The following is a 14296-nucleotide window of genomic DNA, read 5'->3' on the forward strand; positions in this document are numbered from 1 at the left end:
CCCAGGCTCACGCGCAGCGCTAATGTAAAAGAGATCGAGCAGGCGAAGTACCCGGAACCCCACCAGTTCGAAAGGGGCCACCAAGGAAAAGAGCGCAATGGTCCCAAGAAGCCAACAGAAATGGGGCCCGACAACCCCCGAAACATTCAGAAGAAGAAACAACACCGGCAACCAGCCCCCCACCTCCGGCATGCAGCTGCCAAACATGTTTACCCAACCGCCGTAATAACCTTGCAAGGCGCCGGCGGCAATGCCGATGAGCGCACTGACCACGGTCAACATCAGGGCGAACAGAATCGACACCCGCGCACCGAAAATCACCCGGGCCAACACATCGCGAGCCTGGTCGTCAGTGCCCAGCCAGTTCTCGCTCGAAGGCGGGCTGGGGGCGGGTTTGCTCAGGTCGTAATTAGGGGTGTCCGCGCTGAAGGGAATGGGCGGGAACAGCATCCAGCCGCCATCTTTTTTAATCAGTTTCTGCACATATTCGCTGCGGTAATCGGCCTGAAACGGCAGCTGCCCACCGAACTCCTGCTCGGTGTGGCGCTTGAAGGCCGGGAAATACAGTTCGCCCTGGTAACTGACCACCAGTGGTTTGTCATTGGCGATCAGTTCGCCGCCCAGGGTCAGCAGGAACAGACCGATGAACAGCCATAACGACCACCAGCCGCGACGATTTTTGCGAAAGCGTTCGAAGCGCCGACGACCCAGCGGCGAGAGCTTGAACATCAGGCGTTCCTCGCGGCGAAGTCGATACGGGGGTCGACCAGGGTGTAGCAGAGGTCGCCAATCAGTTTAATCAGCAGGCCAAACAGCGTGAAGATGAACAGGGAGCCGAAGACCACCGGGTAGTCCCGCGAGACGGCGGCTTCGTAACTCATGCGGCCCAGGCCATCAAGGGAGAAGATCACCTCGATCAGCAGCGAGCCGGCGAAGAACACGCTGATGAACGCCTGGGGAATGCCCGAAACCACCAGCAGCATGGCGTTGCGAAACACATGGCTGTACAGCACCCGGCGTTCGCTCATGCCCTTGGCGCGTGCGGTGACCACGTATTGGCGGGTGATTTCGTTGAGAAAGGAGTTTTTGGTCAGGATGGTCAGGGGGGCGAACCCGCCAATGACCAGCGCCGTGACCGGTAGCACCAGGTGCCAGAAGTAGTCGGCGATCTTGCCCACGGTGGACAGCGATTCGAAGTTGTCCGAGACCAGGCCCCGCACCGGAAACCAGTTCAGTGAGGTGCCACCGGCGAACACGACGATCAGGAACATCGCGAACAGGAACGCCGGCATCGCATAGCCGATGATGATCGCGGTGCTGCTCCAGATATCGAATGGGCTGCCGTGGTGCACCGCCTTGCGGATGCCCAGCGGGATCGACACCAGGTAGGTGATCAGCGTGGCCCAAAGGCCCAGGGAGATGGTGACCGGCATCTTCTCCAGGATCAGGTCGGTGACCGTGGCGCCGCGGAAAAAGCTCTTGCCGAAGTCCAGTCGCGCATAGCTGGTGAGCATCAGCCACAGCCGCTCATGGGCCGGTTTGTCGAAACCGTACTGTTTTTCAATTTCCTTGATCAATTGCGGGTCGAGCCCGCGACTGGCCCGGGAACTGCCCGACGGTGCATCGCCGGAACCGCCGCCGACACTCGCACCGCCGATGCCTTGCAGGTGCGCGATGGCCTGTTCGACCGGACCGCCAGGTGCGGCCTGAACGATGACGAAGTTGACCAGCAGGATGATCACCAGGGTTGGAATGATCAGCAGCAGACGCCGTAACGTATAAGCCCACATCAATGCGGCCCTCCGGGTTTGCTGCGGCTGATGCGCTCGGCGGTCATCTGTTGGTTGGTCAGGGGCGTGGTGCTCATTTCCCACCAGCTTTCGATGGCTTCGTCATTGCTCGCCTGCTCGTTGGGCATGCCGAAACGGTTCCACCAGACGGTGGAAGTGCCCGGCGGATAGTAGTTGGGGATCCAGTAGTAGTTCCACTGCAGTACCCGGTCCAGTGCGTGGGCGTAGCGCAGCATGTCGGCCTGGGTCGAGGCGCGGATCAGGCCGTTCACCAAACTGTCCACCGCAGGGTTCTTGAGCACCATGTAGTTGTTGGCGCCCGGGTCGTTGGCCGAGGCCGAGCCGAAATAGTTGAGCAGCTCGCCACCGGGTGACGTAGTGACCGGGTAACCGGTGACGATCATGTCGTAGTCACGGCTCATGAGGCGGTTGACGTACTGGGAGGCATCGATGCGGCGGATGTTCAAGTCGATGCCGATCTGCTTCAGCGTGCGCTTGTAAGGCAGCAGCAAGCGGTCAATGCCGTTCTGGCTGACAAGGAAGGTGAAGCTCAGCGGCTTGCCTTCAGCATTCACCAATTGATCGCCCTCGGGTTTCCAGCCGGCCTGTTCAAGCAGCTCCAGGGCCTGCAACTGTTTGTCGCGGATGACTCCGCTGCCATCGGTTTTCGGCGCTTCGAACACCTGGGTGAACACCTCGTCGGGTATCTGCCCGCGCAACGGCTCGAGTATCGCCAGTTCCGCAGCGTCCGGCAGATGCCGGGCGGCGAGTTCGGTGTTGGAAAAGAAGCTCTGCTGGCGTATATACAGGTTGCGCATCATCTGCCGGTTGCTCCATTCGAAATCCCAGAGCATGGCCAATGCCTGGCGCGTGCGCCGATCCTGGAACATCGGGTTTTGCAAATTGAACACGAAACCCTGGCTCGGTTGCGGTGCCTGGGTAGCCAGGTGGGCTTTTTGCAATCGGCCGTCGCGCAGGGCGGGGCTGTCATAACCAATGGAGTAACCCGTGGCGGAGAACTCGCGGTTGTAGTCATAGGCGCCGCCGCGCAGCACCTGCCGCGCCACGTCGGTATCACCAAAATACTCGATGCTGAAATGGTCGAAATTGTACAGCCCACGGCTCACCGGCAAGTCCTTGCCCCACCAGTCGGGGTTGCGCTCGAACGTGATGCTGCGCCCGGAATCGACTTTGCCGACCCTGTAGGGGCCGCTGCCCAGTGGTGCCTCGTAGCCGCCACCACCAGCGAAGTCGCGAGTCTTCCACCAGTGCTCGGGAAATACCGGCAGGGTAGCGATGTCCAGGGGCAGGGTGCGGTTCTCGTTACTCTTGAAATCGAACCGAACCGTCAGCGGCGATTCGATCTCCACCCCTTTGACGTCGGCGAACTGGCTGCGATAGCGCAGGCTGCCCTGGGTCATCAGCAGGTCGAAGGTATAGCGCACGTCTTCGGCAGTGATGGGCGTGCCATCGGCGAAACGCGCTTTCGGGTTCAGGTAGAAACGCAGGGACAGGCCGTCATCAGAGCGTTCCATTTGTTGCGCTACCAGGCCATACACGGTGTAGGGCTCGTCCATCGAGCGCTGGGCCAGGGGCGAGTAGAGCATGCCGTCGATCTGCGTGACACCGATGCCTTTGTCGATGTACGGCAGCATGTGGTCGAAGTGACCGATCTCGACCGCCGAACGGCGCAAGGTGCCGCCTTTTGGGGCCAGGGGATTGGTGTAGGCAAAGTGGCTGAAGCCGGCAGGATACTTGGCGGGTTCGCCGTACACGGTCAGTGCATGTTGCGGTGCTGCATTCACACCGGCGGCGCCAAACAACAGGGCCACGGCAGTGAATAGCACAGTAGGGAAAGCCAGTCGCATTGTCAGCCTTAGAGCCGGGCGGTCGATAACCGTAATTTGTACGCTAGCGGCGCATCCCTCGCCAGCCGAATTGATCGTCCCATACACAACGGCCCACCAAAGGGCGGGCCGTCGTGGTGAAAGCTGCGCGGACTGATCAGTCCTGGCGGCTGGTCACTTCCAGCAGGTGATAGCCAAACTGGGTCTTGACCGGGCCTTGCACCGTGTTGATCGGCGCGCTGAACACTACAGTGTCAAATTCCTTGACCATCTGGCCCGGGCCGAACGAACCGAGGTCGCCACCCTGGCGGCTGGAAGGGCAAGTGGAGTTGGCTTTGGCGACTTCGGCGAAGTCTGCGCCGCCCTCGATCTGGGTTTTCAGTTCGTTGCACTTGGCTTCGCTGGCAACGAGGATGTGACGGGCAGTAGCTTTAGGCATGGGAAAAACTCCAATCAATGTTCAGTAAAGTGGTGAGCCTACCGGATTCAGTGGCCCAATTCTTCTCAAAGTTCCATCGGTTCTATGAGGCGGCCTGGCGCAGGCAGTCCGCCGGTTCGGAGCTGTGGTCAGATTCGTTACGGCGAAAATGGGTGTGTGGGCATGTAAAGACGCAGGGTCAAAAGATCGCAGCCTCGTTTCACTCGTCAGCTCCTACTCAGCTCCTACGCAGCTTTTGCGCCGCCTCGCGCAGCAATTGCTCGGTTGCACTCCAACCCAGGCACCCATCCGTGACCGACACGCCATAACGCAGGGACGCGCCCAGTGGCTGGCAGCCTTCGAACAAATGGCTTTCGATCATCATGCCAATCAGCGAGCGGTCGCCTTGCAGCCGTTGTTCGAGCACATCATTGAACACCGCCGGTTGCCGTAGCGGATCCTTGGCGCTGTTAGCGTGGCTGCAGTCGACCATGATCCGGGTCGGGATCTTCAAGCGACTGAGGTCACTGTTCACCTGGGCCACGCTGGTGCGATCGTAATTCGGGCCGCTATGGCCCCCACGCAACACCAGATGAGTGTCCGGATTGCCCGGGGTCTGGATGATTGCCGGGTGCCCCTGGCTGTCAACGCCGAAATGGCGGTGCGGGTGGGCGGCTGAGCGCATCGCGTCGCTGGCGACGCCGACGCCGCCATCGGTGCCGTTCTTGAAACCGACCGGCATGCTCAGGCCGCTGGCCATTTCCCGGTGTATCTGCGACTCAGTGGTCCGCGCGCCTATGGCCACCCAGCTCAGCAGGTCTTCGAAGTAGCCTGCCGCCATCGGTTGCAGCAACTCGGTGGCGACCGGCAAACCGATCCGAATCATTTCGCGCATCAATTCCCGCGACAGCGCCAGGCCGCCGGCCATGTCGTCGCTGCCATCCAGTTCCGGATCGTAGGCCAGGCCTTTCCAGCCAACGGTCGTACGTGGTTTTTCGACGTAGGCGCGCATGACCAGCAGCATCTCGTCACTGACTTCCGTGGCGAGGCGTGCAAGGTGGGCGGCGTATTCGAGGGCTGATTGCGGGTCATGGATCGAGCAGGGACCGACGATCACCAGCAAACGGGAGTCTTCACCGTTGAGGATCGCCCGGACTGCGTCGCGATGGGCGGCGACTTGCTGCGTCAGGGTGTTGCTGAGGGGCAATTGCTGTTTGAGTTGCAATGAGCTCGGCAGGCGCAGTGTCAGCGCTTCGTTGGCAGGGCTCAGGGTGGACAGCGGCATGGCGGAGACGGACGAGTTCATATTCAGGCTTCCTGGACGAGGGGCGGGTTCGTTCCCGCGCGCTCGGCCCTACTGGGGTGTTCGACAATTAGCCGGATTGGCTGCGTGTGTGTGCTTGCCACCTGTGGGTGACCGATCGGAGGCGGCAGGCTGTCCCGAGCGGAGGCTGGTAAATCGCCAGGCGGTAAAAATGTCGTAACGGTAATAAGTGGCGTAGTTCATTGGGTAATCCTCGTGGTGTCTGGTATGACGCTAAAAAATGTGTGGAGCTGAAAAAACAAAACCCCCGGTCGGGAGGCCGACCGGGGGTTGAGAAATCTCTGGTGGCGACCCGTTTCAAGTGGGCGCCGTGTGGGTATCAGGCGCGCCAGTGGCTAAACCAATACCCAAAATAAAAGCTGACCGGAGCGCAGGCGTCATTCACCCGGGCAGCCGCAACCGAGCGCAGGGCGCTGGCGGTACGAAGCTGTGAAAGGGTGTTTGTCATGGTCTGTCTCCGATGGATGCAGGGAGCTTACTAGAGGCGGGCAGGCGGTTTCAATCAGAAATTGCGCGCGGTCGCAGGATTCGCTGAAACGCGCAGACGACAAGCCTCCCAAGACGAATTGAAACTTTTTAGTTGGCGCTTGGCGCTAGGTCTGGGAGTCGCTTTTTGCTAAGGTGTCCGGCAACCAATAAGACCATTGCGTGAGGTGTCTGCTTGATTAGGGTGCTAGTAGTCGATGACCATGATCTCGTTCGTACAGGCATTACACGAATGCTGGCTGACATCGATGGCCTGCAAGTAGTCGGCCAGGCCGAGTCAGGGGAAGAGTCCCTGCTCAAGGCGCGCGAGTTGAAACCCGATGTGGTCCTCATGGACGTCAAGATGCCAGGTATCGGCGGCCTTGAAGCCACGCGCAAGCTGTTGCGCAGCCATCCCGACATCAAGGTGGTCGCGGTGACCGTGTGCGAGGAAGATCCGTTCCCTACCCGGTTGTTGCAGGCCGGGGCGGCGGGGTACCTGACCAAGGGTGCCGGGCTGCCGGAAATGGTCCAGGCCATCCGCCTGGTGTTTGCCGGGCAGCGCTACATCAGTCCGCAAATTGCCCAGCAACTGGCGATCAAATCGTTCCAGCCCACCAGCGATTCACCGTTCGACGCCTTGTCCGAGCGGGAAATCCAGATTGCGCTGATGATTGTCGGGTGCCAGAAGGTGCAGATCATCTCCGATAAATTGTGCCTGTCCCCGAAAACCGTCAACACCTACCGATACCGCATTTTCGAAAAGCTTTCGATCAGCAGTGACGTCGAGTTGACGCTGTTGGCGGTTCGTCACGGCATGGTCGATGCCAGCCTCTGAAATGACTGAAACTTTCGATCCCAGCGCTTTTCTGTCCACGGTCAGTGGGCGCCCCGGTGTCTATCGCATGTTCGACAGCGATGCGCGCCTGCTCTACGTCGGCAAAGCCAAGAACCTCAAGAGTCGGCTGTCGAGCTACTTTCGCAAGTCCGGGCTCGCACCAAAGACGGCCGCGCTGGTAGCGCGTATTGCCCAGGTCGAGACGACCATCACGGCCAACGAAACCGAGGCGCTGTTGCTCGAGCAGACGTTGATCAAGGAATGGCGACCGCCCTACAACATCCTGATGCGCGACGATAAGTCCTATCCGTATGTGTTCCTTTCGGATGGTCAGTTTCCAAGGCTCAGCATTCATCGCGGCGCAAAAAAAGCCAAGGGCAAGTACTTCGGTCCTTACCCCAGTGCCGGCGCCATCCGCGAAAGCTTGAGTTTGCTGCAGAAGACCTTTTTTGTTCGCCAGTGTGAAGACAGCTACTACAAGAACCGCACGCGACCGTGCCTGCAGTACCAGATCAAGCGCTGCAAGGCACCGTGTGTCGGCCTGGTGGAGCCCGATGTGTATGCCGAAGACGTCAGGCACTCGGTCATGTTCCTGGAGGGGCGCAGCAATGCGTTGACCGATGAATTGTCCGCGGGAATGGAAGAAGCCGCGATCAATCTCGAATTCGAGCGCGCGGCTGAGCTGCGCGACCAGATCTCCCTGCTGCGCCGGGTTCAGGACCAGCAGAGCATGGAAGGCGGCACCGGCGACGTGGATGTCATCGCCGCGTTCGTCAACCCGGGCGGTGCTTGCGTGCACCTGATCAGCGTGCGCGGAGGCCGGGTCCTGGGCAGCAAGAATTTCTTTCCGCAGGTGGGTATCGACGAAGACGTTTCAGAAGTCATGGCTGCTTTTCTCGGGCACTACTTCATCAGCAGTCCCGAACGCGACTTGCCCAGCGAATTGATCGTCAACGTGGTTCACGAAGACTTTCCGACATTGATCGCCGCCATTGAAGAGCTGCGTGGTCGTGAGTTGTCCATCAGTCATCGGGTGCGTGGCACCCGAGCGCGCTGGCAGCAATTAGCGGTGACCAATGCCGAACAGGCCCTGGGCGCACGGCTGGCCAACCGGCAACATGTTGCAGCACGTTTCGATGCCTTGGCAGAAGTACTGAACCTGGACGAGCCGCCGCAACGCCTGGAGTGCTACGACATCAGCCACTCCAGCGGCGAAGCGACCGTGGCGTCTTGCGTGGTGTTCGGCCCCGAAGGGCCGATCAAGTCCGACTACAGACGCTACAACATTGAAGGCGTGACTGCAGGCGATGACTACGCGGCCATGCACCAGGCCCTGACCCGGCGCTTCAGCAAGCTGAAGGACGGGGACGGCAAGCTGCCGGACATCCTGCTGGTGGACGGGGGCAAGGGCCAGCTGTCGATGGCCCGGGACGTGCTCAATGAACTGGCGGTGCCGGACCTCATCCTGTTGGGCGTGGCCAAGGGCGCAACCCGCAAGGCAGGGTTTGAAACCCTGTACCTCAACGACGCCGCCCATGAGTTCACCCTGCGCGGCGATTCCCCCGCGCTGCACCTTATCCAGCAGATTCGCGACGAAGCCCACCGGTTTGCTATTACCGGTCACCGTGCCCGTCGTGGTAAAACCCGTCGGACGTCTACGCTGGAAGGCGTAGCCGGAGTCGGGCCAACCCGTCGTCGTGATTTGTTGAAACATTTTGGTGGATTGCAGGAGCTGTCTCGTGCCAGCATCGAAGAGATCGCCAAAGCACCCGGAATCAGTAAAAAGCTCGCAGAGTTGATTTATGCAAATCTGCACAGCGAGTAGAATGCCACCTCACCTCGTAGCCAGTTGTGCCGATGAATATCCCTAATCTGATTACCGTTCTACGCGTCCTGCTCATCCCGATCTTTATTTTGCTGTTCTACCTGCCTTACCAGTGGAGCTATATGGCCTCCGCGTCGGTGTTCGCATTTGCCGCCGCGACGGACTGGCTGGACGGGTATCTGGCCCGCCGTCTGGAGCAAAGCACACCGTTCGGGGCGTTTCTCGATCCCGTGGCCGACAAGCTGATGGTTGCTGTCGCGCTGGTGCTGCTGGTGCAAGAGCATGGCAACCTGTGGCTCACGCTGCCAGCAGCCGTGATCATCGGTCGTGAAATTGTCGTTTCGGCATTGCGCGAGTGGATGGCTGAACTCGGCGCCCGCGCTCATGTGGCGGTGTCGAACCTGGGCAAATGGAAAACCGCCGCGCAAATGCTCGCGCTGGTGATCCTGCTGGCCAATCCATCGGATTTCACCTTCTGGGTGCTGGTGGGTTACGCGCTGTTGCTGATATCTGCCGGCCTGACTTTGTGGTCGATGGTCCAGTACCTGCGGGCTGCCTGGCCACATCTGAAGACCGAGGTTGAAAAGAAATAAAACTTTTTTGAATCAAGGGGTTGACGGGGCTTCTGGATTCTATAGAATGCGCCACACCAAGACGCGGGAATAGCTCAGTTGGTAGAGCACGACCTTGCCAAGGTCGGGGTCGCGAGTTCGAGTCTCGTTTCCCGCTCCAAGTTTGTACACATTTGATGTTGCGCTACACGACACCAAATGTTTTGAGGCCGAGTAGCAAAATGGTTATGCAGTGGATTGCAAATCCACCTACGCCGGTTCGATTCCGACCTCGGCCTCCACTATTAAAAAACCCGTAACTCAGTGAGTTACGGGTTTTTTTTTGGCTTCGGGAAAGTGCGGTGGTTGAGCGTATCAGCCTTCCACGCCGCTTTTATGGCCCACCGTCCCCATGGGCAAGACCGGCGGTTGGCTGGGCAGCTTCCTTCTGTCGATTAACATGACCCGCAGCCAATGGGTCATTGGAAGCTCCACCAGGCGGTAAATACCGATTGCCACGATGCAGCACAGAGCGATACTTACGGGCGTCATCAGGTAGGCGAGGGCGCCAGGCTCGTCGAAAACATGGAATACCTTGTTGAAGACCTTCAGTACGTACGGGTGGAATAGATACAGGGAGTAACTGGCATCGCCGATCAATACCACCCACCCAGGCAAATTCAGCCCCGACAACCCGTGCACCAGTGTGAGAAATACAACTGCAGCCGGGATACCCCAGGCCAGCCCGCGTCCCAGCCAGTGGGTCAAGTCAACGGCAAAGGGCATGTACACCAGAGCAGCCAGGCCGATCAGGATGAGCACAGTGCGCGCGCCGTTAGTCGTGCCGTCGGCACGCCACGTGGCGGTGCGGGCGTAGAAAGCGTAGCAGCCCATGCCAAGGACGAACTCGGCGAGGATCTGCTGTGTGTAGAACTGGGCCACTAGCGCGTCAAACGCCACCAGGTGGCCCGCCACCACTAAGGCCAGAAGCAGGGCCGAGCAAATGAGCAGGCGATAACGGTGGCTGATGGCCATGGAAGTGGCGAACAAGGCATAAAAGAACATTTCGTAGTTCAGAGTCCAGCCCAAGTACAACAGCGGCTGAACGTACTCGCCTTTCTGGTACGGAATGAAGAAGAGCGATTTAAGCACCCCGACGCCATCGGCCGTAGTGTTGTCGAGCAAGCTCGGCAGCAACAAGGCAACTGCGAATACACCGAGGGTGCCGAGCCAATACAACGGAACGACACGGATAATTCTTTTAATAAAAAAGTGGTTGCCTGATTTAGCGGTGACCATGGCCATGATAAAACCGCTGATGACAAAAAAGATATCAACGCCCCAGTCGCCATTGCGAAACAACGGAATATGAAAAAACACCACGGCGAGTGCTGCGATAGCGCGCAGCATTTGAACGCTTTCGAGCTTGTCGGTTGGAGCCTGCAGCGAGGAATTCATGGCGAGACCCTGATCAGTGTGGCTCGGAAGGTGGCGTCGAATCAGAGGGGAAGGCGATATGGCTGGCGCAGTCTGATAATACAAATACGCTTGGCAGTAATACGTGCAAAGCAAACAATCGAAGAACCGAGCGTTAAACAGTTGCATAGCATCGAGTTGTCATAGACAACACGCCAACATGGCGGCTAATGATAGTTGCCATCCTCGAGATGACGACTTAACCAAATCGCGCGGCGTGATAACACGTTAGCAGCGCTCTTTGAAAGAGCAAGGCGGTTTGTGGAGTTGTGACGAATGGACGATCGACTCAATAATGACGCCAGAAAATAATCTCAGTACTCAGTACATCAATAGTGAGTGGTAAGTGCTACACCGGTGTTTCGTAAACAGCCACTATGCAATTTAAGCCCATCCGGTGCTTTTCGGCGCAATCAGCCGGGGGTGGAGCACACGTTGGAACCGTTGCAGGTCTCCCTCGCCAGCGCGCGACTGCACCTGCTGCTCGAGTATTGCGCTGTAGATCCATGATTTGCCAAGAGATTTAACCAGCGAGATTGCAAGATTTAGTCTCGAAAAAGAGGCTTGTGAACTTGCTTCACGCGGTCGGGATGTATATATTCCCACCTCTGCTGCACAAGCGTCGGATCTGCCAGGAGTGACTGGTGAAATTCAGGCTGCTTGACCGCGCTACCGCCCGAATGGCGAAACTGGTAGACGCATGGGACTTAAAATCCCCCGCTCGTAAGGGCGTGCCGGTTCGATTCCGGCTTCGGGCACCATATATATCAAGGGCTTGCATGAGATACTTCATGCAGGCCCTTTTTGTTGCGCCTCCATAAACACCTCGCCTTTCGCGTGAGGGTCGATGATCCAGGCCGGGCGAGGCGCAGCTGCTACTTGGCTTTCCAGCTGCCACCGCCGCTCTTGCAGTCGATTTTAGATTGCCGCAAATTCTCGGCTCCGTAATAGAACGGGGCTACCACGACACCTGGGCTCAGGCAGGCGAGCAAAAGCAGGAGTTTTCTGTTACTCGGGATTGCCTCTGCGAAGCGTCCCAAAGCCAATTCGGGGGCATATGGAATTTGAAAAGCGCCTAACGGGCTCGTTCCATTGGATTGGGCGCCCACTGAATCCCAGGCAAAAAAATGACCCGCATGCGGGCGGGCCAAGGGGATTCATCAAAGGAGTGAATTCACTGTAGGGCACTCGATGTGAAAGAGGCGTGAAAAAACTGGCGCAAGACTCAGCGGTTAAACAGAGGTCAACCAAAATCGGGTAAGGACGCACACGGTGACGTCGCCGTTAATGCGTCCTGAATCAGAACAGCGCTTTCATCGGGGCGTCCAGTGCTTACTACCTGAAGCGCGGCAACGGCCTGTCAACCGGTCGCAGTGAGGACAGGGTGTTGCGGATCAGCGGCGTGTCTTTTTCAATGTCATTGAGCCGATCGCGGATTCGCAGGGCAGTTGGGTGCCCGCCTTGATGATCAACCCAGTCGGCAATTTCCTTGCACGCAGCCGCCAGTCGCGCCTGGCGTGAATCAAGCAGGGTAAGCAGGGTGGTGATGGACTCTTTTTCGGACATGACACACCTCCGTTCAAGAAACCTGGTAAATGGCAGCAAACAACCCGCAAGGTGCGAGCAGTCTGTCGATGGGTACGCCGCTCCGTCAGCGCTTCAAGTATAGACCCGTACTTCAGCCCTGTCGGACCGTCACACGGGACCTGTCGTTGAGACGCTGACATTCACGGCGCGCGTCTTCTTCCAGATCGAATCCGTCGCCGATGAAGCCGCGGGTGCGAGTGTCCGTCACCCTGTACCAGACCGAGGCATCGGGTGGCGCATGGCTGACTTCACCGGCTCGGCGTCCGTGGATGATGATCTTGTTGCACCGCTTGACGACGAATATGTCTTCCATGGCTCCACCGCGCAGATTCTTGTTCACATCAACTATAGAAGCCATTTGCAATCGTGCAAAAAATCCGCGGGGCCAAAGCTCTACGAGTCCGGCATATTCGGGGCCAGCAACCAGCCCTGCGGGTGCCATTTGAGGAGGTGGGTCGGCGCCAGCGCGGCGAGGAAATGTGCGTCATGGGAGGCTGCGACAATCGCGCCGGGAAAATTCTGCAGGGCTGTCTCAAAAGCTTCCACGGACTCAAGGTCAAGGTGGTTGGTAGGCTCATCGAGCAGTAGTAACTGCGCAGGCGTCTTGCCCCAGCACGCGATGGCGATGGCGGCCTTCAGGCGCTCGCCGCCGCTCAGCGAACAACTGGGTCGCGTGACTCGGTCGGCGTTCAGGTGTAAGTGCGCCAGGTGGTTACGCAGCCTGTCTTCTGGTATCGGGGTATCGAGCGCATGCAGTTGTTCCAGCACGCAGCGCTGGTCATCGAGTAGTGCCAGGTGCTGATCGAGCAAGGCGCTCGGGACGTGGGTCAGGCACTGACCGCTACGCGGGGCGATGTGCCCGGCCAGCGTGCGCAACAGGGTGGTTTTACCGCAACCGTTGGGCCCGCTGACTGCGATGCGTACCGGGCCTGCGATGGCCAAGGTCAGGCCGGCGGCCGTTCCTGCAGCGGCGTGGCCCATGTCCTCCACTGCGTATTGGGCAGTTCCGGCGTGGTTCAGGTGCACATCGACCAGTGTCAGTACCTGACGACCGGCCGGCACCCGGCTGCCGGGCAAGTTGACCAGGACACTTTCCTGGACCACAACGTTGGCGCTGGCATCGCGCACCCTGGCCGCCAGGCCGTCTTTGCGCGCTTGATGCCCCTGGCGAACCGGACCCATGGCATCCCTGGCCGCGCTCTTGATTTTTCCCCGCTCGAAGCCCGAGACGTTGGCGATGTCCGCTTTTCTTCGGGTGGCGGCAGCATGTCGCTGCACAGTGTCATGCTCGCGCTGCAGGCGGCTGGTCTCGCGTTTGCGCTCGGCGCGGGCCTGATCGAGCTCTGCGCGTGCCGCGGCTTGTTCAATCTCTCGCTGCGCCTGAAACTCGCGATAATTACCGCCAAAGAGCCTGGCGCCGAGTGGGCTGATTTCGACGATTCGGGCAAAACCGCTCAGCAGGTGTCGATCATGGCTGACCACGATCAGGCCACCGCGCCACTGTGCAAACTGATTTGTCAGCCAACCGCGCCCCTGATCGTCCAGGTGGTTGGTGGGCTCATCCAGGACGATCAGCTGTGCCTCACCCAGAAACGCACCGATCAGAGCGACCCGCGCTCGTTGACCCCCGCTCAAGGTGTGCGTGGGCGTATCCGGGTTGACGTGGCAAAGCCCCGCCTCGTCGAGTTGCCTGCGCAGGCGGGCAGCCAGGTCCCAGCGCCCGGCCAGGGCTTGCAGGTCCGCCTCGTCGAAGTGCCCAAGCTCGACTCTGGCCAACGCTTGCAACACTTCACGAGTACCGGTGGCATCGGCGACGGTGTGTCCCGGTGCATCGGTAAACGATTGCGCCACATAGGCCACCTGACCCTGGACCGTCAGGGTGCCCGAGCAGGGTTGCAGCTGTCCGGCAATCAGGCGCGCCAGCACGCTCTTGCCACTGCCGTTGCGACCGACGATGGCCGTGTGGACGTGATCAAAGCTTAAATTGAGGTCGTGAAAAACTGTCTCGCCATCGGCGAATTGAAAGCCCAGTTGGTTCAGGGAAACGAGTGCAGGCAGACGCGTGACGTGAGTCATCGGCACCTCCGGAAAATGTCGAGAAGATCAACAAGCGCCGTGGGCGGCTTGTCGCGAACACATTTCTGGACGGCTTAGTTATTCACGTCAAAGGTCAAC

General features: G+C 59.2%; 12 protein-coding genes and 3 tRNA genes. 6 read left to right on the plus strand and 9 right to left on the minus strand.

The window, feature by feature from the left end:
- From UB23_RS05330 to UB23_RS05350, 5 genes are all read right to left on the minus strand, one after another.
- On the minus strand, positions 1 to 729 hold a 729-nt coding region (locus UB23_RS05330), incomplete at its 3' end, for an ABC transporter permease (RefSeq protein ID WP_045058288.1).
- On the minus strand, positions 729 to 1790 hold the full coding sequence (locus tag UB23_RS05335; RefSeq protein WP_045058289.1) for a microcin C ABC transporter permease YejB: 1062 nt from the start codon (positions 1788 to 1790) through the stop codon (positions 729 to 731). The genes UB23_RS05330 and UB23_RS05335, both read right to left, overlap by 1 nt.
- The gene (locus UB23_RS05340) at positions 1790 to 3658 is read right to left on the minus strand and encodes an extracellular solute-binding protein (RefSeq protein WP_045058290.1); all 1869 of its coding nucleotides are present in this window, start codon (positions 3656 to 3658) and stop codon (positions 1790 to 1792) included. The genes UB23_RS05335 and UB23_RS05340 overlap by 1 nt, the downstream gene beginning before the upstream one ends.
- A gap of 136 nt (positions 3659 to 3794) precedes the next feature.
- On the minus strand, positions 3795 to 4076 hold the full coding sequence (locus UB23_RS05345; RefSeq protein WP_045058291.1) for a peptidylprolyl isomerase: 282 nt from the start codon (positions 4074 to 4076) through the stop codon (positions 3795 to 3797).
- A gap of 217 nt (positions 4077 to 4293) precedes the next feature.
- The gene (locus tag UB23_RS05350) at positions 4294 to 5361 is read right to left on the minus strand and encodes a 3-deoxy-7-phosphoheptulonate synthase (protein WP_045058292.1); all 1068 of its coding nucleotides are present in this window, start codon (positions 5359 to 5361) and stop codon (positions 4294 to 4296) included.
- A 679-nt stretch (positions 5362 to 6040) separates the two neighbouring features.
- Between UB23_RS05350 and gacA the strand changes: the two genes are divergently transcribed.
- From gacA to UB23_RS05375, 5 genes are all read left to right on the plus strand, one after another.
- Positions 6041 to 6682, plus strand: a complete 642-nt coding sequence (gacA, locus tag UB23_RS05355) for a response regulator transcription factor GacA (RefSeq protein ID WP_082069126.1) — start codon at positions 6041 to 6043, stop codon at positions 6680 to 6682.
- A 1-nt stretch (position 6683) separates the two neighbouring features.
- A complete protein-coding gene (gene uvrC / locus UB23_RS05360; RefSeq protein ID WP_045058351.1) occupies positions 6684 to 8507 on the plus strand; it encodes an excinuclease ABC subunit UvrC in 1824 nt (607 codons plus the stop codon).
- A gap of 32 nt (positions 8508 to 8539) precedes the next feature.
- Positions 8540 to 9100 carry a CDP-diacylglycerol--glycerol-3-phosphate 3-phosphatidyltransferase gene (gene pgsA, locus UB23_RS05365; protein ID WP_045058294.1) on the plus strand — a complete coding sequence of 187 codons (561 nt, stop codon included), beginning with the start codon at positions 8540 to 8542 and terminating at the stop codon, positions 9098 to 9100.
- A gap of 63 nt (positions 9101 to 9163) precedes the next feature.
- A tRNA-Gly gene (locus UB23_RS05370) sits at positions 9164 to 9239 on the plus strand.
- 47 nt (positions 9240 to 9286) lie between these two features.
- A tRNA-Cys gene (locus UB23_RS05375) sits at positions 9287 to 9360 on the plus strand.
- A gap of 73 nt (positions 9361 to 9433) precedes the next feature.
- Here UB23_RS05375 and UB23_RS05380 read toward each other — a convergent pair.
- Positions 9434 to 10516, minus strand: coding sequence for an acyltransferase family protein (locus UB23_RS05380; RefSeq protein ID WP_045058295.1), 1083 nt, complete (start codon positions 10514 to 10516; stop codon positions 9434 to 9436).
- 692 nt (positions 10517 to 11208) lie between these two features.
- Between UB23_RS05380 and UB23_RS05385 the strand changes: the two genes are divergently transcribed.
- Positions 11209 to 11295: transfer RNA gene (locus UB23_RS05385), tRNA-Leu, on the plus strand.
- 574 nt (positions 11296 to 11869) lie between these two features.
- Here the strand turns inward: UB23_RS05385 and UB23_RS05390 are convergent.
- From UB23_RS05390 to UB23_RS05400, 3 genes are all read right to left on the minus strand, one after another.
- Positions 11870 to 12100 carry a hypothetical protein gene (locus UB23_RS05390; protein ID WP_045058296.1) on the minus strand — a complete coding sequence of 77 codons (231 nt, stop codon included), beginning with the start codon at positions 12098 to 12100 and terminating at the stop codon, positions 11870 to 11872.
- A 112-nt stretch (positions 12101 to 12212) separates the two neighbouring features.
- Positions 12213 to 12470 (minus strand): hypothetical protein, encoded by a 258-nt coding sequence (locus tag UB23_RS05395; protein ID WP_082069131.1) that lies wholly within the window; start codon positions 12468 to 12470, stop codon positions 12213 to 12215.
- Positions 12471 to 12514: 44 nt separating this feature from the next.
- On the minus strand, positions 12515 to 14197 hold the full coding sequence (locus UB23_RS05400) for an ABC-F family ATP-binding cassette domain-containing protein (RefSeq protein WP_045058298.1): 1683 nt from the start codon (positions 14195 to 14197) through the stop codon (positions 12515 to 12517).
- Between the last annotated feature and the right edge of the window lie 99 nt (positions 14198 to 14296).

This window comes from Pseudomonas sp. ES3-33 (assembly GCF_000952175.1).
GTDB lineage: Bacteria > Pseudomonadota > Gammaproteobacteria > Pseudomonadales > Pseudomonadaceae > Aquipseudomonas > Aquipseudomonas gregormendelii.

Coding starts and splice junctions, on each gene's coding strand:
- UB23_RS05335 (WP_045058289.1), bottom strand. CDS start 1,790: ATGTGGGCTTATACGTTACGGCGTCTGCTGCTGATCATTCCAACCCTG.
- UB23_RS05340 (WP_045058290.1), bottom strand. CDS start 3,658: ATGCGACTGGCTTTCCCTACTGTGCTATTCACTGCCGTGGCCCTGTTG.
- UB23_RS05345 (WP_045058291.1), bottom strand. CDS start 4,076: ATGCCTAAAGCTACTGCCCGTCACATCCTCGTTGCCAGCGAAGCCAAG.
- UB23_RS05350 (WP_045058292.1), bottom strand. CDS start 5,361: ATGAACTCGTCCGTCTCCGCCATGCCGCTGTCCACCCTGAGCCCTGCC.
- uvrC (WP_045058351.1), top strand. CDS start 6,684: ATGACTGAAACTTTCGATCCCAGCGCTTTTCTGTCCACGGTCAGTGGG.
- pgsA (WP_045058294.1), top strand. CDS start 8,540: ATGAATATCCCTAATCTGATTACCGTTCTACGCGTCCTGCTCATCCCG.
- UB23_RS05380 (WP_045058295.1), bottom strand. CDS start 10,516: ATGAATTCCTCGCTGCAGGCTCCAACCGACAAGCTCGAAAGCGTTCAA.
- UB23_RS05390 (WP_045058296.1), bottom strand. CDS start 12,100: ATGTCCGAAAAAGAGTCCATCACCACCCTGCTTACCCTGCTTGATTCA.
- UB23_RS05400 (WP_045058298.1), bottom strand. CDS start 14,197: ATGACTCACGTCACGCGTCTGCCTGCACTCGTTTCCCTGAACCAACTG.